This window comes from Pseudoduganella sp. R-31, assembly GCF_049913235.1.
Classification (GTDB): Bacteria; Pseudomonadota; Gammaproteobacteria; order Burkholderiales; family Burkholderiaceae_D; genus Rugamonas.
Genome location: NZ_CP183986.1, coordinates 2,104,100 through 2,123,176, shown reverse-complemented (window position 1 = coordinate 2,123,176; position 19,077 = coordinate 2,104,100). Strand labels below are relative to the sequence as shown.

Here is a 19,077-nt window from a genome sequence, read left to right as displayed (position 1 = left end):
TCCTAGCCCGCGGCGGCCAGGCCTTTCAGGTATCGGATACCTTGCAGGGCACGGCTGCCGTACCAGGACATCATTTCCCCATCGACCAACTGCACCGGCTTGCCGATCTGGCGCTCCAGTGCGTCCACGTGTTCTTCCGTGAAGCGGTAAGGCTCGGACGACAGCAGCACCTGGTCCACGTCATGCACCAGCGCATCGCTCCATTGGAAGCTTGGATAGCGCACGTCGCCGATCTCGGGAACCGACCAGCCGATCAGCGCCAGCATGCGGGCGATATAGGTATCGCGCGAGACCGTCATCCACGGGTCCTTCCAGATGCAGTACAGCACGCGCTGCGGACGGCCTTTTTGCATTAGCGCCAGTTCGCGTTCGAACTCGCCGCACCAGGCATCCGCGCGCTCCTGCGCACAGAACACGCCTCCCATCAGCTGCAACAGCGCCAGGTTATCGCGCGGCTCGATCGGATGCGTGACCACGATATTCGGCACGAATTCCGCAAGCTTGTCGACGGTAGGCTTTTCGTTTTCGTCGATGTTCACCACCAGGTGGGTCGGCGCCAGTTTGCGGATCTTTTCGATGTTGACGTCCTTGGTGCCGCCGACCTTCGGGATATTACGCACCACGTCCGCCGGATGGATGCAGAAACCCGTTCGGCCCACCAGTTGCGGCGCCAGGCCCAGGTCGCAAAGAAGCTCGGTAATCGAAGGCACCAGCGAAACGATGCGCGCGTTTGGAGCGGCCGCATGTTGCTGGCCCAGGATGTCGGTAAAAGTCATGGCCGATATTGAACCACACTTAGGCTATCATTAACACCTGTTGATACCGCAGTAAGAAAGTTCATCTTGAAACCGATTGGCACCTTCGGCACTTCCGCTTACCAGATCCAGGCCTTGCAACTATTCCGCGGCGCCGACAGCCCGCGCATCGCACCATTGTTGAAGGACTGCCCGATCGTGCAGGTCGAACAAGGCGAAGTGGTCTCAGACCCGCAGCGCGCCCGCCTGTACATCGTACTGCGCGGCGCCTTGTCGGTGGCGGCCGATATGAGTACCGGCATGTCCGACGGCACCATCAGCAAAGTCCTGCCCGGCGAGAGCGTCGGCGAACAGGCTGTGCTCGACGAAGAAGCCAACCAGGCCGCGATTACCGCGCTGGAGCAAAGCGAACTGCTGGTGATCGAATCGGAACTGGCGTGGGAACTGATCGACGCCGCCAACGGCGTAGCGCGCAATCTGTTACGCCTGCTTTCCTTCCGTATCCGCGCCGCCAACGCGCAGATGCGCAAGCGCCAAAAGCTTGGCGAGTTCTATCGCCAGCTCTCGATGGTGGACGGCCTGACCGGCCTGTATAACCGCGCCTGGCTGAACGACTTCCTGCCGCAACTGGTCGCCAGCGCCCAGGGCACCGGCCAGCCGCTGTCGCTGATCATGCTCGACATCGACCACTTCAAGAAATTCAACGACAGCCACGGCCACCTGCAAGGCGACGAAGCCCTGCGCGCTGCCGCGCAAGTGCTCACCGGCGCCTTGCGGCCAACCGACTTCGCGGTTCGCTACGGAGGTGAAGAAATGATGGTGGTGCTGCCCGAGACGAATGTGCATGTGGCCGAAGCCGTGGCCGGCCGCCTGTGCCAGCGCATGCGCGACGCGATAGTCTTCAGCGACATGCGCCTGCCGCTGCCGCACATCACCAGTTCCTTCGGCGTCGCAGCACTGGGTCCCGGCCAGGACGAAACGGCCCTCATCGCCGCCGCCGATGCGGCCCTCTACCGCGCCAAGGATTCCGGCCGCAACCGCGTTGAAGTCGCAAAATAAAAGTCGGGGTCAGGTCTGGCAATCCGCCAAAATGGCGGATTGCCAGACCTGACCCCGACTTTTATTACGCCACCTTGCCGCTTTGGGACTCGTCGGTGGAGGAAGCTTGCCTTTGATTCGAAGCAAAGGCATCCAGGCCTTTCTGCACCAGCTCGTAGGTCTTGTCGATGTTGGAGGCAATGTCGCCGCCCAGCACCTTCAGGCCTTTCAGGATATCGCGGGCTTCCTTGAAGCCTTTTTCAATGCCGCCCTTGATCGTGTCCATGAAGCGATTCAGGGCGTCATCCCCCTCCAGCTCGGAGTGCTGTTGCTGGAAAGCGCTGAAGAAGGCCGTCGATAGCGATACAATGCGCCCCGCCGTGCCTTCCGGCGAGTTGTCCTGCCCGGTGGCGTCCTGGATCGCATCCGGCCCGAAATCAGACTCAAGCTGCTCGTTGATCGAGGTGATTGCCGATTTGTAGACCAGCGCCAGCGGATCATTTTCGGAATTCAGCGAAACCGAGGCCGATTCCTGCAGGATCGACACGTTCAGTTGCATCTTGGCGCGGGTGGACGCCGAAATGGCCGTGTCGCTGCTCGCGGCGGCGGGCGTGGCACGGGTATTGACGGAAATGGTATTTGACACAGCAGTCCTCCTTGCCTCAGCATTCGATAACGAGAACCAACATTTGCACCATGAGTAACCATACCTTCCTGTGGCATGACTACGAAACTTTCGGCGCCGTGCCACGCCGCGATCGCCCAGCCCAGTTTGCTGCAATCCGTACCGACGCAGAGCTGAACGAAATCGGCGAGCCGATCATGTTGTTCTGCCAACCAGCCAACGATTACCTGCCTGACCCGGTCGCCTGCCTGATTACCGGCATTACCCCACAGCAAGCTTTGCAACAGGGCGTGCCGGAGCACAAATTCGCGGCAACCGTCGAGAAGGCTTTTTCGGAGCCTGGCACCATAGGCGTAGGCTACAACACTATCCGCTTTGACGACGAAGTGACGCGCTTCTTGTTCTGGCGTAACCTGATCGATCCCTACGCTCGCGAGTGGCAAAACCAGTGCGGGCGCTGGGATTTGCTGGATGTGGTGCGGATGACCTATGCGTTGCGCCCCGAAGGTATTGAGTGGCCCCTTAATGATAGCGGCAAACCGAGCTTCAAGCTTGAGCATTTGACCAAGGCCAATGGCCTGGTGCACGAGGCTGCGCACGATGCCTTGTCCGACGTGCGCGCGACGATTGCCCTGGCCCGCCTGATCCGCCAGAAGCATCCGAAGCTGTTCGATTTCTGCCTGGCCTTGCACAAGAAGGACCGCGTCTCCGAGGAGATCGGGCTGCACCTGGCGCGCGAGTTGCGCCAGCCTTTCCTGCACGTGTCGGGCATGTTCCCGGCGGAGCGCGGCTGCCTTGCGCTGGTGTGGCCGCTGGCGCCGCATCCATCCAACAAGAACGAGTTGCTGGTGTGGGATTGCACTTATGACCCGCAGGAGCTGTTTGCGCTGGATGCGGAGACGATCCGCATCCGCATGTTTACCCGCGCCGACGCCATGCCGGAGGGGATGACGCGCCTGCCGATCAAGAGCATCCACCTGAACAAGTCGCCAATGCTGGTGTCGAACCTGAAGACGCTGCGGCCGGAACTGGCCGAGCGCTGGGGACTGGACCTGGAGGCGGCGCGTGCCCATGCTGCGCGTGCTGCGGCAGGGCCGGATATGTCGGCGATCTGGGAACAGGTGTTCTGGCGCCCTGTCGGCGAGCCGGCGGATGTCGATGAGGATTTGTATGGCGGCTTTGTCAGCAATGGCGACAAGCGCTTGCTGGAATCCTTGCGGCGCGAGCATCCGGCCAAGCTGGCGTCGGCGTCACCGCATTTCCAGGATGACCGGTTGGGCGAACTGTTTTTCCGCTACCGGGCGCGTAACTTCCCGCAGACTTTGTCCGAGGAAGAGCATGAGCATTGGGAACAGCATCGTGCGGCGCGCTTGTTTGAAGGTGCCGGCGGGGCGCGGACAGTCGATGAGTTGTTCTCGGAGCTGGATCGGCTTGGGGCGGAGACCGATGAGCGGGGGCAGGAGGTGCTGGGGGCTTTGTACGAATACGTTGAAATGATTGCGCCGGAGCGCTACTGAAACCGGTACGGCGTTGTCTGACCCACAGGGTCAGACACCTAGTGTCAGACCCTATGGGTCTGACATTGGTTTGCCGGTTTCAGGCGCGATGTGCATTGATCGCGTCGCGCGTCTCCAGCGCTACGCGGCGTGCCGCGGCCGCGAAATCCTCCCCGCCTTGCGGCGCCGCATACAAAATCGCACGCGACGAATTGATCATCATGCCGGTACCGTTGTAAGTACGGCCCGCCTTGACGGTCGCCTCAATATCTCCGCCCTGCGCGCCAATCCCCGGCACCAGCAGCGGCATGTCGCCCACAATTCCGCGCACCTGCGCCAGTTCTTCCGGGAAGGTCGCCCCCACCACCAGCGCACACTGGCCGTTGGCATTCCACTTCTCCGCCACCAGCTTGGCCACATGCTGGTACAGCGGCTTGCCGTCCACCTTCAGGAACTGCAGGTCCGAGCCGCCCGCATTCGAGGTGCGGCACAGGATGATCACGCCACGGTCGCTCCACTCCATGTAAGGCTCAACGGAGTCGGAACCCATGTACGGATTGACGGTCACCGCATCCGCGCCATAGCGGTCGAACGCCTCGCGCGCATATTGCTTGGCGGTGGCGCCGATGTCGCCGCGCTTGGCGTCCAGGATCAACGGAATATGCGGATAGTTTTCCTTGGCATAAGCGCAGATTTTTTCAAGCTGGCCTTCCGCCCCCAGTGCCGCGAAATAGGCAATCTGCGGCTTGAACGAACATGCCAGGTCGGCAGTGGCGTCGATGATCCCGGTGCAGAACTGGACAATGCCTTGCGGATTGTTCTGGAATTGCGCAGGCAGGCGCGCCATATCCGGGTCCAGGCCAACGCACAGCAGGGAATCGTTGGCTGCCCAGGCAGCGGATAATTTTTCGATAAATGTCACAGCGGGCCTCTTTATTCTTTGCGTTGCAAACCCACCATTATAACGGGCCGGGTGTGTGCATTGCCGCACATGGCCGCCGGCTGATTGCGTGTATATTTCGATAATACGTTCCAAGGAGCGAATGATGCGAAAATTTTTGGCAATGGGTGTGCTGGCAACGGTTTTGCTGTCCGGCTGCGGTTACAACGAGTTCCAGGCCAAGGACGAAGCGGTCAAGGCCCAGTGGGGTGAGGTGGTCAACCAGTACCAGCGGCGGGCCGACCTGATCCCGAACCTCGTGAACACGGTGAAGGGCTATGCCTCGCACGAGCGCGAAACGCTGGAGGCGGTGACCCGGGCCCGTGCTTCGGCCACCAGTATGCAGGTGACGCCGGATGTACTGAATAATCCGGGGGCCCTGCAGAAATTCCAGCAGGCCCAGGGCGAGTTGACCAATGCCCTGTCGCGGCTGATGGTGGTGGCAGAAAAATACCCTGAACTGAAGGCCGATGCCAGTTTCCGCGACCTTCAATCGCAGCTCGAAGGCACGGAGAACCGCATCACCGTGGCACGCCAGCGCTATATCGCCTCGGTGCAGGACTTCAACGTCCTGGCACGGCGCTTCCCGACCAACCTGACGGCCAAGATGTTCGGCTACGACGTGAAGCCCAGCTTCACCGTCGAGAACGAAAAATCCATTTCAACTGCTCCCACGGTGGACTTCAACAAGAAGTAAGGAGTCGCAATGGCGACTACACCTCGGCATACCCGCGGCGGCGGCAAGGCTTCCAGCCGCGATGAGGATCGGTTGAGCGATCCGCTCATCGATCGCGACCTGGCGCGGCGTACTGGCGGGCTGGCGGAGCATGCGCGGCGCTGGACCATCTTGCCTGGCTCGCCGTGGCTGAGGGTGGTGATCGGGCTGGCGATCATGGCGCTGCTTGCGCTTGTCGTCACCGGCGCACAGGCGGCCGATGGCTTCGTCGCCGTGCCGGCGCACGCGGCCCGCGTTACCGACCAGGCGGGCATGTTGACCGCCCAGCAACGCTCGTCCCTCGATGGGGTGTTGGCCGATTATGAGCGCAAGACGGGCAGCCAGATTGCCATCCTGCTGGTGTCGTCCACGGCGCCGGAGGCGATCGAGCAGTACAGCATTCGCGTGGCAGAGGCGTGGAAGCTGGGACGCAAGGGCGTTGATGATGGTGTGCTGCTGGTAGTGGCCAAGGATAATCCGTCTTCGCTGCGCAGGCTGAGGATTGAGGCTGGCCGCGGGGTCCAGGGGACGCTGACGGATGCCCAATCCAAGCGCGTCCTGCAGGATGTGATAGCGCCGCATTTTCGACAAGGGGATTTTTACGGTGGGCTGGCGGCCGGCGTGAGCTCGATCGCGACCTTGCTTGATAAGGAGCACTTCCCTGCTCCGCCGGGAGGACAGCGCACCGTATCCGCGTCAGCGCCAGGAGCTACGCTGGGCGGCGCGCAGCAAAGCTCGGCGGCCGGCGGCGCTGCAGCTGGAAACGCTGGCGTGGCCGGTATGGCGGCAGCAGCGGGGGCAGGCGGCATTCCAGGCAGCGGAGAATCGGGCTTGGCGCGCAGCGCAGCGGATACCGGCGGCGCGAAAGTTCCGGACAGCGCTGGCGAGACCCGGTCACCAGGCAGCCCGGATGAAGGCACGGGCCAGGCCGGCCGTCGCAACGCGGGCGATGGCGATAGCGGACGTGGCGGGCGCGAAGGCGGCGGCTGGTCGGCCGGCTGGCTCTTCCCCCTGCTGCTGTTTGGCGTTTTCGTCATCCTGCCGATGATGCGCGGCGGTTCGCGCCGGGGACTGCGGCGCGGCGGCTGGGGTTCGGACGCAACAGGCGTGCTGATCGGCGCCGCGCTGGGCAATGCCCTGAGTGCCGCGGCAAGCCGTAGCGGCGGCGGAAGCTGGGGCGGTGGCGGCGACTTCGGCGGCGGCTTCAGCGGCGGCGGTGGCAGCTTCGATGGCGGCGGCGCCTCGGGAGACTGGTGATGACAACCCAAGCGACAAGTTTCTTCGGCCGCTGCAAGCGCGCCTGGCGGCATATGACTAGCGGCACAAGCGTGGGCAAGCGCGCCTTCCCACCAGCCACCCTGCAAGTGATCGAACAAGCCATCACGCAAGGCGAACAACGCCATCGCGCCGAAGTGCGCCTGATCGTGGAACCGGGCCTGGACGCCCTTTCAGCCTTCAACAACGTCAGCAACCGCCAGCGCGCCCGCGCCCTGTTCGCGCAATACGGCGTCTGGGATACCGAGGAAAACTGCGGAGTCCTCATCTACATCAACCTCGCCGCGCGCGAAGTGGATATCGTGGCCGACCGCCATGTCGGCAGACTGGTTGCCGACACCGAATGGCAAACCATCTGCCGCACCATGACCACCGGCTTCGCCCAGGGCGACTACCACGCCCCCACTCTTTCGGCACTGGAGCAGCTCAACACACTGTTGGCACGCCACTATCCCGCCGACGGCGCACGCCCCAACCAACTGCCCAACGACGCGGTCATCCTCTAAAATAAGCTTCCTAACCGAACCGCGGAAGCACTATGAAATTAACGAATAAAGTAGCCATCGTCACCGGCGCAACCCAGGGCATCGGCCTGGCCTGCGCCCAGCGCCTCATTTCCGAAGGGGCCAAGGTCATGCTGGTGGACATCAAGCCGGAAGGAGCCCAGGCTGCCGAAGCCCTGGGCGACCAGGCCCGCTTCTTCACCGCTGACGTCAGTCAGAAAGCCGACGTGGACGCGCTGGTCGCTGCCACCCTGGCTGCTTTCGGCCGCATCGACATCCTGGTCAATAACGCCGGCGTGACCCACAAATGCAGCTTCCTCGACCTGGCAGAAGCCGATTTCGACCGCGTGCTTGGCATTAACCTGAAATCCATGTTCCTGTGCGGCCAGGCAGTGGCACGCGAAATGGTCAAGCAGCAGAGCGGCTGCATTATCAATATGTCAAGTGTGAACTCGGAACTGGCAATCCCGGACCAGGTGCCTTACGTGGTGTCCAAAGGCGGCGTGAACCAGTTGACCAAGGTCATGTCGCTGAACCTGGCGCCTTATGGCATCCGTGTCAACGGCATCGGCCCCGGCACCATCCTGACCGAACTGGCAAAACAGGCGGTCCTGGCCAGCCCGGAAGCAAAACGCACCATTTTGTCGCGCACTCCTTTGGGGCGTTGCGGTGAGCCGGAAGAGGTCGCTTCGATATGCGCTTTCCTCGCTAGCGACGATGCCAGCTATATGACCGGACAGACGCTTTTCGTTGATGGTGGCCGCATGGCGCTGAACTACGTTGTACCAGTAAAAGATTAGTTATACGAAATCTGAATAACGATTATCGAAAACGAAAATTGGACTAATATGTGGCGGCGCACCATAATTGCACATGTCTCCACTATTCTCCTCCAAGAAAATAGTTTAAGCCCGCTTTAACCAGCGGGCTTTTTTTTATTTTTTGGCTTCGAGCTTCATGCAACTTTGCAGCGCGGTCTTGCCTTCCGACGCAGGGAGCGCGGCCACCGCTGCATCAAATTGCCTGCGCAATGGCACTTTGGTTCCAATGTCGGTAAACACCGTCAGGTCGCCACCGATTTCGCGGTTAAAGTAATTCGGGCAATCGACGATTGCTGCGCATGCCGAAATGGCGACAACTTCTTCCATGACCTTCGGATCAATCTGGCCGGGCGGCGTTGGCTTCGTCAGCCAGTCTTTTCCCCAGACTTTCGAAAAGCGCAGGCTGAGGCTTTCCGCAACTTTTGTAGAGTCTGCGTTCGTCGCTGCGGCGACACAACGCAGGCCAAACGGCGCGTAAGCCTCACCCGCGATCGCTGGTGCCGCCGCGCAAGACAAAAGAAGGCTCAGTGCCGTTAAAAATGCAGGCTTCATGCGAACTTATTTCCTTCCAACTAGTTTGATGCAGTGCAGGGCTGCCTTCCTCGCCTCGACAGATGGCAGCGCCGCAATTGCTTCGTCAAATTGCCTGCGGACCGGAGCTTTAGCGCTCAGGTCCATCAAGACGCTAACCTTCCCGCCAAACTCAGGGTCGTAATACTGTGAGCAGGAGGGTTGATCCATGAGTGCGCCGCACGCCGAGATTGCTGCAATCTCTTCCATTAACCTGGGATCGATAGCCTTGGTAGGAATCGGCTGGCCAGGCTTCCGCTCTTTCCCCCAGGCTGCACGGTAGCGCTGATCGAGACTTCCTGTAACCTTGCTGATATCTTCATCAGATGGCGTGGAGACGGCCGGGCAATGCAAGCCGTAAGGAGAATAAACATCTGCTGCTTTTGCCTGCGCCATGCAGCAAAACGCGATCATCGAAAGCGATGCCTTCAACAAGGATTTCATATTCAGACTTTGCTCAGGCGCTGCCTGGTGCAGGACAAGCCGGCGATCTCATCTTGCTTGAAGCAATCGCCCTTCAATTCAATCTTGCGGTCTGCACATTGCATGACGGCGCTGCGCTTGAGCAGCGGCGCCTTGGCAGCGGCAAAGGCGCTTTGTGCCAGGCCTGCTGCCAGCAGGAGCCCAACGACTATAGTACTTTTCTTCATTTTCAAGTCTCGCGAATGGATGGATTCTGCGCTGACGATTCCAGAGTTAAATAAACTGCAATTTTTCCGCACGGAATTATAGCAGCGAGAATCGGCACGGCATGCCGCGGTATCGGGCCCAGCGATTCCCGGCTACACTGATCAGACCTGCCAATCCTGGGAGAACGCGGTGGCCACCCTGCTGGATAGGATGAAACTATGGCAACGCTTTGCAGTGCTGGGCATCATTGCCGTGTTGCTGGTCGCGCCACCGTTCTATTTGTTCTTATCGGAAAACAGCCGCAGCCTCCACTTTTCCGCCGTCGAGCAGACCGGCCTCAAACCGGGCGCCCAGGCGCTCGACCTGCTGCAAAGCATCCAGCAGCACCGTGGCCTGTCGGCAGCCTTCGTCGGTGCCGGCCAGCTCGCCAGTGAACGCAGCGCCAAAGAGGCCGAAGTCAACCGCCTGCTGCTCGGCATGTCGTCCATGCTGGCCGAGGGCGATGGCCAGGACCGCAAAATGTTCGCCCGCATCCGCGACGAGTGGAGTGCCCTGGCGCGCGATGTCAGCACGCGCAGCCTGGCCACGGTGGAGAGCTACCAGCGCCATACCGCCCTGTGCGAATTCACCCTGCTCTTCATCGAACAGCTGGCCGACCAGTCCGGCCTCTCGCTCGATCCCGACGCCGACTCCTACTACCTGATGCGCGCCACGTATTTCGACCTGCCGCGCGTGGCCGAAGACCTGGGACAGATGCGTGCCCGCGGCGCCGGCTTCCTGGCCACCCGCAAGATCGACATCGAAGGCCGCGCCATCATGTACAGCCTGCTCAGCAAGGCGCGCCATTCCAGCGCCGGCATGCAGCGCACCATGGGCAAGGCTTATGCCGCCAATCCTGTTCTGAAGCAGAAGCTGGACATTCCGGTCACCGCCGCCGCCGCTGCCGCCGCCGAAGTGACGGAACTGGCGCGCACCCGCATCGTCATGGCCGATACGCTGGACTACGCCGCGCCGGATTACATCGCCGCCACCACGCGCGCCATCGACCAGCAATTCAGCGCAAACGATACCGCCTTCGCCCTGCTGTCGGCCCACATCGAACAGCGTTTGCATGAGCAAAACAAGACACGCCAATTGCTCACCGGCGGCATCATCGCCATTGCCACGCTGGCGATCCTGGTCGGCTACGCGATCAGCCACCACCTGATTTACCAGATCGGCGGCGAGCCATCGGAGGTATGCCAGGTACTGCAGCAAGTCGCACAGGGCGACCTGACGCAGCGCATGCAGTTGCGTCGGGACGACCGCCGCAGCCTGGCCTATATGGTGCAGGACATGGCCCAGCGCCTGCACGCCACCGTGACCAGCGTGCGCCAGTCGGCTGATACGCTGGCCAACGCGGCAGCACAGGCCAGCGCCACTGCGCAAGCCCTGAGCACCAGTTCCACCGAGCAGGCAGCCAGCGTGGAACAGACCGGCGCTTCAATCGAAGAAATGAGCGCGTCGATTTTCCAGAACCATGAGAACTCGCGCGTGACGGACGAGATGGCGGCACGCGTGGCCGGCTACGCGGATGAAGGCGGCGACGCCGTGGCGCGCACCGCGACGGCGATGCAGCAGATCACCAGGGAAATCGCAATCGTCGACGATATCGCCTACCAGACCAACCTGCTGGCGCTGAATGCCGCCATCGAGGCCGCCCGCGCGGGCGAACATGGACGAGGCTTTGCCGTGGTGGCAGCGGAAGTGCGCAAGCTGGCCGAGCGCAGCCAGGCCGCTGCGCAGGAGATCAGCGGCGTGGCGCAGGACAGCGTGGCCGTGGCCAACCTTGCCGGCAAGCTGCTGAAGGAAATCGTGCCCGGCATACGCAAGACTTCCGAGCTGGTGCAAGAGATCAACGCGGCTTCGCGCGAACAAAGCAGCGGCGCCAGCCAGATCAGCGAAGCGATCAACCAGCTCAGCGAAACCACCCAGCGCAATGCCGCCGCCGCCGAACAGCTTGCGGCCACTGCGGAAGAACTGGCGGGCCAGGCCGACATCCTGCTCGACGCTGTGGCTTTCTTCAAAGTTTGAACGAAGATTGATTTATGTCATGGTGCTGTCACAGCCAATCCCTATAATGGACACATCTGCTGCACACGCAATCGATATGCGTGGCGCCAGAAGGTGCGCCGGCCTTGTGCCGGCGCAACCGCTTCCGTGGTATCTTCCCACCCATGCAAAAATTCCTGACCCTGCTGTTCCTCAGCGACGCCCACGCACGCTTGCGTTTCTGGGGCGCCATCACCCTCTTCACACTTAACTGCATCATCGGATCGATTCCCGGCGCCCGTGCCGAAGCGGCGGAATATGCCAGCGGCCTGGTGCTGCACAGCTTCGGCTATTCGGTACTGGCTTTCATGCTGTTCACAGGCTGCAAGGGCGAGCCGGCGCAGCGCGCGCTGAAGGCGGTGTTCGGCATCGCCGTCATGGGCGCCATCGATGAATTCGTTCAATCCTTCTTCCCCTACCGCCACGGCTCGGTGGATGACTGGCTGGTCGACATGTCGGCTGCCATCATCGCCGCGACGCTGATGTGGGCCTTGTGGAGCTTGCGCAAGCGCCCCGCCGCTTGACGTGCGTCGGCCGTTGACGGAACGGCGTACACTTCCCCGGCGCGCAGACCTTACGTGGGCTTCTTATGGAGGATGTATGAAACTTTCCGTAATCATGCTGGTGAGCCTGGCCCTGGCGGGCTGCGCCCATGACAGCAGCAAGAAAACCGCCAGCATGGATCAGGACACCAGCACCTCGACGGCCAGCGCTTCGGAAGGAAGCCCGCTTGCCGGCAACTGGGATGGCGTGGTGCAGTCGATCGACCCGGCAGGTTCGATGTCGGCAGGCGGCGCGGTTGGCGCAGCAGCGGCCGGCAGCGGCAGCGGTTACCGCGTCACCGTGAAAAAGGCTGACGGCTCCATCGAGACCGTGAATGTGGACAGCATGCCCAGCTATCGCGTGGGCGACAACGTCCGCTATGCGAACGGTTCGCTGAGCACCAGCCCGAAATATTAGTAGACCTTTTCGACCTGGTAGCCGTGCTGGCGCAGCAAGGCCGGCACGCCTTTGTCGCCAACCAGGTGCAACAGGCCGATGCCGATGAAGGCATCGCCTTTGCGCATGATCGCTTCAATATTGGCTGCCATTTCCGGATTGCGCTTGCCCAGCAAGGTGCGGTCCATGAAGCGGGCGGACACCGTGTCGCCCGTGGTCAACTCCCGCGTCAGCGCCGCGATGCGTGAAGCATCGGCCGCGCCCCATGCGTCCACCAGGCCTGCCGATTTACGCAGCGCTGCCCCGCTGTCGATATCGGCGATGTTCTCCAGCAGGTAGGCTTCCTGCTGCGCATCGCTCAGTGAGCCGAACAGGCCAAGCTGGTAATCGGCAGTTTCCAGTTCCTGCAATGGCTTCTTTTGCCGCGTGGCGTTGCTCAGCAAATAGCCTTCCACGCCCAGGCCGCGGTTGAAGCCGCCCTTTTCGATTTCCTGTCCTACCAGGATATTCGCCACCACCCATGGGCGGTAATGCTCGACGCTGGACAGCGGCAGCTTGACCTTGTCCAGCGCGACCTGCAGCCTGGCCAGGGCGGCGGGCGACAAGTGGTCGCGAATGGTTTGCCCGGCCGGGTACTGGCCATGCCGTTCCAGCGCGCGATAATAAGGGCCGCTGGCGCGCACGTCGAGCTCGAGCACCAGCGAACTGGACTTGGCCAGCGCTTCGGTGACTTCAGGCTCTAAAGGGAAGAAGTCCTGCTTGCCCACGTGGATGGTGCCGAAGAGGTAAGAGGTTTTGCCTTCGTGATGCACGCGGTACAGCGTGCCGCGGCGCGGCACGTCGTTGACCTGGATGGCATCCGCGGGCGCGGCGGAATTCGCCGGCGGGATACTCATATCCATGGTGTGTGCCGACAGGGAAAATGACAATGCAGTCAGGAAGACAAGCTTGCGGAACATGGCATCTTTTCATGGGATGCCTGTAGCGCAGCCAGGCATGGGCTGAAGGCTTCCGGTGCGAAAGCCTTGTTGCCCATGGTAAGGTCATTTGCTGCCGTAAAGCAATACTCGTTTCGCCAACAATGTCGACATTTACTTCGCCAGTTCGACCAGGACTGCGGTGTACATTTCCAGGTTGAGAAGTAATTGCTTTTCCGTTATGAACTCATGCTCCGAGTGGCCGGTATAGACTTTGCCCGGCATGGTTGGGCCGAAGCTCACTGCACGCGGGAACAGGCGCGAGTTGGTGCCGCCGCCAATGGCGATCGGCTGGGGATCCTTGATGCCGGTGTAGTGCGAGAACACCTTCATCAGGGTTGGCAACTGCGGCGCCTTGTCCTGCACCCACGGCTCGCCGATCTGCGCGGCCAGGGTCGCGCGCGGCTGGTTTTCCGCCTTCCAGGCGTCAAAGGCCTCATTGATTTCCGCCGTCAGCTGGGCTGTTGTTTTTCCGCGCGGGCGACGCAGGTTGATGCCCAGGACCAGTCCCTTGTCGCTTGCCTTCAACGTGGTCGGCGCTACCGTCATCGGCCCCATGAAGTCATCGCTGTAGGCAATCTTGCCAAACTTCTCACCTTTCAGGCCGGTGCCGATCATGTCGTTGACGAAATCGACCATCATGCCGGCCTGGCTGGCGCCCCAGTGCTGCACGTCCAGCGCATCGGCCAGCATGGCGATGGCGTTCACGCCGTCCTCCGGCTTGGAAGAATGGGCGGCCAGGCCCTTGGCGGTGACGGTCAGTCGCGTTCCCTGCCACGCGTACTGGTAGCGCATGCCTTTCTGCTGCGCGGCGCGGGTGCGGATCGCCGTCTCCAGCGCCGCATCGGCATTGTCGATCACGGCGCGCGCATCTTCCGGGATCTGGCTGTCGAAGAAACCGCCGGTAAAGCTTGTCACCAGCGCCCCGCTGCCCGGCGCCGGCGCCATGTCCGGCAAGGTCACGCGCACGGCGCCCCAACCCTTTTCGGCCGTCACCGCTGGATATTCGGCGTCGATGGTGATGTTGGTCTGCGGCGGCGTATGGGTCTTGAGGAAGGCTTCCAGCTGCGCCCAGTCCGACTCCTCGGCCATGTAGATATACAGTTCGATGCGTTTTTTCAAGGGCACATTGCGGTCCTTGATCGCCTTCATCGCATACATGGCGGTGGCGATCGGGCCTTTGTCATCCTCGGTGCCGCGTCCCAGCAGCAAGCCTGGTTCGCTGGTGCGATCAAGCTTGAATGGCGACTGCTTCCACTTGCTCGGGTCGACCGGCTGCACATCGCCGTGGGTGATCACGCCAACCCGCTCCTTGCCTTCGCCCAGGCCGATCACCATGATGTAGCCATGGTCGGCGAAATCGAGTCCAAGGTGCCGGGCTTCTTCCTTGATGAAGCGCTTGAAGCCGATGTGCTGGGGGTTCTTCTCGAACGGTACCTTGTCGTCTGCCACGGTATTGAAGCTGACCATATTGGCCAGGCTGTCGATCACTTTTTCCCCGTAAGCCTGGCGGGCATGGCGCGCGGCGGCCGTGGCGTCGCTGCTGAGAGGCGTTGCGGCATGGGCGGTGGCAAAGGCCAGCGTGGTGGCTAGTGCGAGTCTCTTGATCATTGTGCTATTGGTAGTTGGACAGGATTTTGTTGATGGCGCCTTCGCGCACCAGCTGGGTGATGGCGGCGTCGACCTCGGCCAGGGCCACGCGGCCCTTTTCCGACACGGCGCAGCGCGTATAGTAGCTGCGCACTGCCAGCGGTTCATGGACGTTGACCTTCTCGCCCCTGTGCAGCTGGTAATCGTAGAACGATTTGATGGTGGCGACGTGGCGCAGGCGGCCGGCTGCCAGCTTGCGCAGGTTGGCCAGGTTGGAGTGCGCGTCGGCGCGCACGAAGCCGGTCCCCATCGCCTTTTCCATTTCGGGATACTGGAAACCAAGCACCGTGCCGATCGGCTGGCCCCACAGTTCAAGCAGGCTTTGCGGCTGCGCCACAGTCCGCGAGGTAATGACTGTTTCAGTCTGCGGCATGAAGGCTTGCGTCCAGCCGAAGCGCCCCTGCAGCCATTCGGGCAGGTACATGCACAGAACGTCGCCCTGCCCCGATTCGAGCGCCATCGAGATGCGCTTGCGCGGCATCGCCAGCGTCACCGCCGTGCGGCCCATTTTTTGCGCCAGCGCTTCTGCCAGATCCTTGTGGATGCCGCCAACGACTTCGCCGCCGCGGATATCCGCCATCGGCATTTCAGTGCCGGTATCGACCAGCATGACCACTTTTTCGGCGCGCGCCGAAGCAGCGGTCAGCAGGGAGAACACGATGGCGGAAATGGCTTTCATTTGGAAATATTAACCCACCAGCAGGCTTTTTGTTTCGGTGCTATCCTCCTGCGCCATGAAACAAGAGCACCACATCACCCCAGCCATGATCCTGCTGCTGGCTGTCGCCAGCGGACTGATAGTCGCCAACCTGTATTACGCCCAGCCGCTGGTGGGCCCGATCAGCCGCGCCACCGGGATCGAACCCGGCGCGGCGGGCCTGATCGTCACGCTGACGCAGATCGGCTACTGCCTGGGCCTGGCTTTCATCGTGCCCCTGGGCGACCTGCTGGAAAACCGCCGCCTGACCGTGACGCTGCTGGGCGCAACCTCGCTGGCGCTGCTCGGCGCAGCGATGGCGGGCAATGCCGCGACCTTCCTCGCGGCGGCCTTCTTCATCGGGCTATGTTCGGCGGCAGCGCAGGTTCTGGTGCCGTTTGCCGCCCACCTGTCGGCGCCGGAACATCGTGGCCAGACGGTGGGCACGGTAATGAGCGGGCTGCTGCTGGGGATCATGCTGGCGCGGCCGGTATCAAGCCTGGTGACCGACGCGCTGGGTTGGCATGCAATCTTCTTCATCTCCACTGCTGCCATCGCGGTGCTGGCCGTGGTGCTGCAACTACGCTTGCCGCAGCGCCGGCCGGAGGGCGGCTACCGCTACGGCGGATTGCTAGCCTCCATGTGGACGCTGCTGCGCACCACGCCTGTGCTGCGCCGGCGCGCGGCCTACCAGGCCTGCATGTTCGCCGCCTTCAGCCTGTTCTGGACCACGGTGCCGCTGGTGCTGGCCAGCCCCGCCTTCAACCTTTCGCAAACCGGCATCGCAATCTTTGCGCTGCTTGGCGTGGCAGGTGCGATCGCCTCGCCGATCGCCGGCCGGCGCGCCGACCAGGGCAAGAGCCGCTCGACCACCCTGATGGCGCTGCTGGCCGCTGCGGCAGCTTTTGGCGCGCCGCTCCTGCTGCATGGCGGCCGAGAGTTCACGCTGGTGCTGCTGGTATTGTGCGGGATCGTGCTGGACATGGGCGCTTCGGGCAACCTGGTCGTCGGCCAGCGCGCCATCTTCGCACTGGGCGCGGAAATGCGCAGCCGCCTGAATGGCCTGTATATCTCGATATTCTTCGCCGGCGGAGCCTTCGGCTCGTGGCTTGGCGGCTGGACCTGGGCCCGCTACGGCTGGAACGGCGTGCTGGTGGCGGGGCTGCTGTTTCCCTTGCTGGCGCTACTGCTGTTCGCGACCGAGCGCCGCGATTAATGCGCCCACATGCGGAACTCGCCCTGCATCTGCAGGTTGCCGTTGATATTGACGCTGCCAAGGTTGCCGGTGACGGCGGCGTTGGGGTCGTTCTGCACGCTCATTGATTCGAAGCCGAAGTTTGTGTAGCGCATTTGCGACGGCAGCGTGATGGCGATGTAATCGCCGCTGCCGTCGGGGCGGGCTTGTACGTTCAGGCCGATGGCAAACATGTCGACCGTGCCGCGCACATTGCGCAGCACGATGTAGCGCGGCTGGCCGCCATCGTGGAAGCCCAGCGACAGGCGGCTGTCGGTCACGGCGCCAACCAGGGTCGGATCGTTCACTACCACATGGGCGGCAAAGCTGATGCCGTCGCGGGCGCTGACGCCGGAAAGCTCGCTGTCGTCGAGCGGCCGGGAGGGGGCGGCCTGCAGCAAGGCCGGGACCAGCAGCAATAGCGTGGCAAGTCTCGTCATTGGCGGAATTTGATATCGAGGTAGTTGATCTGGATATTGCCGATGCGCGAAGAACCCAGGTCCACGTTGCCGCTGGGCGACGTGAAGCTGATCTTGCCGATTTCAATGCCCCCGCTGGCTGCCTGGCCGGTGCCGTACTGCGCATCCGGCGCGCCGATGCCGATGTGCAGGCGCGGGCCGTTCTCGTCGGCCAGCGCATTGACCAGCGCGGGCTGGCGCGCAACGTCGGCAATCATCCAGGGCTGGCCGGTGAAGTTGCCGTTTTCGTCGGTGGCGCCGATGCGGATGTTATCCAGCGCCATCTGGCCCACCGTATTGGCGCGGCCGTTCGGGCGCAACGCCCACTGTCCGATGTCCATGCGCATCGCTACGCCAAGGGCAAGGCCGTCCTGCGTGCGTGGCGTGGAGAATTGCCAGCCGCCGCCATACAAGGCCAGGTCGCTTACTACGATGGAACCGCCATCGCGGTCGATGCCGTCGGCATTCACGCCAAAGTCGAAGGCAAGCTGCCATTTCTGTTCGCCGTTGGCATTTTGCGGCAAGGAGAATTGCGCGACGTCGGCCAGGCCGTTGGTGCTGCGCATGATGTCGAAGCGGTAGGGATCGGAGAACGGGATCGCACTGTCGCTGCGCGATGCGCTGGGGTTGCCGGCCCAGATGCTGGCGCCGTCCGGACGAGTATAGGTCACGCGCAGGTCGCCGTTCATGGAAAAGCCGTTCAGGTCGAAGCTGACGCCATCGCGTCCCCGCACGTCCGACAGCGCGCTGTCGTTCAGCGGGCGCAGGCCGTCAGCCAGCACCAGCGCAGGCGCCAGCGCCCAGCACACAAGCGCGGCCCTGGCAGCGGCCGCGGGGGCTGCAGCCAGCAAGGAGCGGCGTGCACGCTGCATCAGCGCCCCGCCGACACGGTTGGCGCAGCCAGCGTCACTGCTGGGGCCACGGGCGCCGGGACTTGCGCCGCGGGCAGGTTGGTGAGCGACACCAGCTTGTCGCGCCAATTGAGCCAGACGCCCGACTGCGCGGCATCAGGCATCTGCGTGGTGCCGCTCGGCGCCTGGAACTGCACGCCCGACTTCAGCACGGAAATCCAGAAATCGCGGCTCGGCCCCGAAGCGTCGCCTGCGCGCACGCCGGCCAGGGAGCTGGCGCCATCCCAGCGCTTGCCGCCGCCGGCATCGGTATGCGAATCGATTGTAGCCGGCTGGCCGTTCGCGTCCACGCCGCTGACCAGCAGCGAACCGGAAAGGCCGTTCACCTTCAGGCCCACGTCGCCCTTTATGCTGTCGAAGCCCATGCGCATGCCCACTACTTCGCGTGGCGCATTGGCATCGCCCGTGTTGCGGTACACGACTTCGAAATACGGATTGGTGATCGAAACCTTGCTGCCGTTCTGCCCGAACTGCAGGGCCGGCATGTCGATATCGGCGCCCGTCCCCTCACGCGAAGGAAAGCGGTAATCGCCAAGGCGAATGTTACGCAAGCTCGCATTCATTTCCACGTCCGCGTCCAGCGCGATGCGCGTGAAATCGAAGCCGCCAAGCGTGCTGTTGCTCACTGCCAGCAAGCCCTGCCCGCGCGCGCGCGACAGGTCGTCGTCGCTCATGGGCCGCAGTTGCGCAGAAGCCGGTGCGCAGAAAAAGGCGGCCGCGAGGGCGGCCGCAAAGAGACGGGATTCCATCAT

Annotated in this window: 21 protein-coding genes and 1 pseudogene; 10 read left to right on the top strand and 12 right to left on the bottom strand. The window is 62.5% G+C overall.

All coding sequences use genetic code 11. From position 1 onward, the window contains the following. Window positions 1-2: 2 nt before the first annotated feature. Complete coding sequence (locus tag ACN9MY_RS09650; RefSeq protein ID WP_426170159.1) at window positions 3-776, bottom strand: helical backbone metal receptor; 774 nt, start codon at window positions 774-776, stop codon at window positions 3-5. 66 nt (window positions 777-842) lie between these two features. Between ACN9MY_RS09650 and ACN9MY_RS09645 the strand changes: the two genes are divergently transcribed. Next, window positions 843-1,814: a diguanylate cyclase gene (locus ACN9MY_RS09645; protein ID WP_426337218.1), complete on the top strand. Its 972-nt coding sequence runs from the start codon at window positions 843-845 to the stop codon at window positions 1,812-1,814. A 64-nt stretch (window positions 1,815-1,878) separates the two neighbouring features. On the opposite strand, the gene ACN9MY_RS09640 is transcribed toward ACN9MY_RS09645, so the two are convergent. Beyond that, window positions 1,879-2,439 carry a DUF5610 domain-containing protein gene (locus ACN9MY_RS09640; RefSeq protein WP_426337217.1) on the bottom strand — a complete coding sequence of 187 codons (561 nt, stop codon included), beginning with the start codon at window positions 2,437-2,439 and terminating at the stop codon, window positions 1,879-1,881. A 50-nt stretch (window positions 2,440-2,489) separates the two neighbouring features. Here ACN9MY_RS09640 and sbcB point away from each other — a divergent pair, with 50 nt between their 5' ends. Beyond that, entirely contained in the window at window positions 2,490-3,935 is a 1,446-nt protein-coding gene (gene sbcB / locus ACN9MY_RS09635; RefSeq protein WP_426322009.1) for an exodeoxyribonuclease I, read from the top strand. Window positions 3,936-4,014: 79 nt separating this feature from the next. Here sbcB and pyrF read toward each other — a convergent pair whose 3' ends face one another. Then, window positions 4,015-4,836 (bottom strand): orotidine-5'-phosphate decarboxylase, encoded by an 822-nt coding sequence (pyrF, locus tag ACN9MY_RS09630; protein WP_426322007.1) that lies wholly within the window; start codon window positions 4,834-4,836, stop codon window positions 4,015-4,017. 121 nt (window positions 4,837-4,957) lie between these two features. Here pyrF and ACN9MY_RS09625 point away from each other — a divergent pair, with 121 nt between their 5' ends. The 4 genes and pseudogenes from ACN9MY_RS09625 to ACN9MY_RS09610 all read left to right on the top strand — a co-directional run bounded on the left by ACN9MY_RS09625 (window position 4,958) and on the right by ACN9MY_RS09610 (window position 8,147). Next, window positions 4,958-5,551 carry a LemA family protein gene (locus ACN9MY_RS09625; protein WP_426322005.1) on the top strand — a complete coding sequence of 198 codons (594 nt, stop codon included), beginning with the start codon at window positions 4,958-4,960 and terminating at the stop codon, window positions 5,549-5,551. A 195-nt stretch (window positions 5,552-5,746) separates the two neighbouring features. Beyond that, window positions 5,747-6,224: pseudogene (locus ACN9MY_RS09620) on the top strand (TPM domain-containing protein); the annotation flags it as partial. Between the two features lie 601 nt (window positions 6,225-6,825). Continuing rightward, the gene (locus tag ACN9MY_RS09615) at window positions 6,826-7,350 is read left to right on the top strand and encodes a TPM domain-containing protein (protein WP_426337216.1); all 525 of its coding nucleotides are present in this window, start codon (window positions 6,826-6,828) and stop codon (window positions 7,348-7,350) included. Between the two features lie 32 nt (window positions 7,351-7,382). Next, window positions 7,383-8,147 carry an SDR family NAD(P)-dependent oxidoreductase gene (locus tag ACN9MY_RS09610; RefSeq protein WP_426337215.1) on the top strand — a complete coding sequence of 255 codons (765 nt, stop codon included), beginning with the start codon at window positions 7,383-7,385 and terminating at the stop codon, window positions 8,145-8,147. Between the two features lie 135 nt (window positions 8,148-8,282). Here ACN9MY_RS09610 and ACN9MY_RS09605 read toward each other — a convergent pair whose 3' ends face one another. Genes ACN9MY_RS09605 through ACN9MY_RS09595 form a run of 3 tightly spaced genes read right to left on the bottom strand, consistent with a single transcriptional unit; the run spans window position 8,283 to window position 9,388 of the window. After that, window positions 8,283-8,720 (bottom strand): hypothetical protein, encoded by a 438-nt coding sequence (locus tag ACN9MY_RS09605; protein WP_426170135.1) that lies wholly within the window; start codon window positions 8,718-8,720, stop codon window positions 8,283-8,285. Between the two features lie 6 nt (window positions 8,721-8,726). Further along, window positions 8,727-9,182, bottom strand: a complete 456-nt coding sequence (locus tag ACN9MY_RS09600; protein ID WP_426170133.1) for a hypothetical protein — start codon at window positions 9,180-9,182, stop codon at window positions 8,727-8,729. Window positions 9,183-9,184: 2 nt separating this feature from the next. Then, on the bottom strand, window positions 9,185-9,388 hold the full coding sequence (locus tag ACN9MY_RS09595; protein ID WP_426170131.1) for a hypothetical protein: 204 nt from the start codon (window positions 9,386-9,388) through the stop codon (window positions 9,185-9,187). Between the two features lie 190 nt (window positions 9,389-9,578). On the opposite strand from ACN9MY_RS09595, the gene ACN9MY_RS09590 reads away from it, so the two are divergent. From ACN9MY_RS09590 to ACN9MY_RS09580, 3 genes are all read left to right on the top strand, one after another. Next, the gene (locus ACN9MY_RS09590) at window positions 9,579-11,441 is read left to right on the top strand and encodes a methyl-accepting chemotaxis protein (RefSeq protein ID WP_426337214.1); all 1,863 of its coding nucleotides are present in this window, start codon (window positions 9,579-9,581) and stop codon (window positions 11,439-11,441) included. A gap of 143 nt (window positions 11,442-11,584) precedes the next feature. Continuing rightward, entirely contained in the window at window positions 11,585-11,983 is a 399-nt protein-coding gene (locus ACN9MY_RS09585) for a VanZ family protein (protein ID WP_426337213.1), read from the top strand. Window positions 11,984-12,059: 76 nt separating this feature from the next. Further along, entirely contained in the window at window positions 12,060-12,419 is a 360-nt protein-coding gene (locus tag ACN9MY_RS09580) for a hypothetical protein (RefSeq protein WP_426321991.1), read from the top strand. On the opposite strand, the gene ACN9MY_RS09575 is transcribed toward ACN9MY_RS09580, so the two are convergent. The 3 genes from ACN9MY_RS09575 to ACN9MY_RS09565 form a co-directional block, all read right to left on the bottom strand. Then, window positions 12,416-13,357 (bottom strand): TraB/GumN family protein, encoded by a 942-nt coding sequence (locus ACN9MY_RS09575; RefSeq protein ID WP_426170122.1) that lies wholly within the window; start codon window positions 13,355-13,357, stop codon window positions 12,416-12,418. The two genes, ACN9MY_RS09580 and ACN9MY_RS09575, sit on opposite strands and share 4 nt — an antisense overlap. Before the next feature lie 132 nt (window positions 13,358-13,489). Further along, window positions 13,490-14,986 carry a dipeptidase gene (locus ACN9MY_RS09570; RefSeq protein ID WP_426337212.1) on the bottom strand — a complete coding sequence of 499 codons (1,497 nt, stop codon included), beginning with the start codon at window positions 14,984-14,986 and terminating at the stop codon, window positions 13,490-13,492. 4 nt (window positions 14,987-14,990) lie between these two features. After that, the gene (locus ACN9MY_RS09565) at window positions 14,991-15,704 is read right to left on the bottom strand and encodes a substrate-binding periplasmic protein (protein ID WP_426321985.1); all 714 of its coding nucleotides are present in this window, start codon (window positions 15,702-15,704) and stop codon (window positions 14,991-14,993) included. A gap of 55 nt (window positions 15,705-15,759) precedes the next feature. On the opposite strand from ACN9MY_RS09565, the gene ACN9MY_RS09560 reads away from it, so the two are divergent. Next, window positions 15,760-16,938 carry an MFS transporter gene (locus ACN9MY_RS09560; RefSeq protein ID WP_426321983.1) on the top strand — a complete coding sequence of 393 codons (1,179 nt, stop codon included), beginning with the start codon at window positions 15,760-15,762 and terminating at the stop codon, window positions 16,936-16,938. Here the strand turns inward: ACN9MY_RS09560 and ACN9MY_RS09555 are convergent. The 3 genes from ACN9MY_RS09555 to ACN9MY_RS09545 are packed head-to-tail and all read right to left on the bottom strand — an operon-like array spanning window position 16,935 to window position 19,077. Continuing rightward, complete coding sequence (locus tag ACN9MY_RS09555; protein WP_426337211.1) at window positions 16,935-17,396, bottom strand: hypothetical protein; 462 nt, start codon at window positions 17,394-17,396, stop codon at window positions 16,935-16,937. The two genes, ACN9MY_RS09560 and ACN9MY_RS09555, sit on opposite strands and share 4 nt — an antisense overlap. After that, window positions 17,393-18,286 (bottom strand): hypothetical protein, encoded by an 894-nt coding sequence (locus ACN9MY_RS09550; protein WP_426337210.1) that lies wholly within the window; start codon window positions 18,284-18,286, stop codon window positions 17,393-17,395. The genes ACN9MY_RS09555 and ACN9MY_RS09550 overlap by 4 nt, the downstream gene beginning before the upstream one ends. Beyond that, a complete protein-coding gene (locus ACN9MY_RS09545; RefSeq protein WP_426321977.1) occupies window positions 18,286-19,077 on the bottom strand; it encodes a hypothetical protein in 792 nt (263 codons plus the stop codon). Before ACN9MY_RS09545 ends, ACN9MY_RS09550 begins: the two co-directional genes overlap by 1 nt.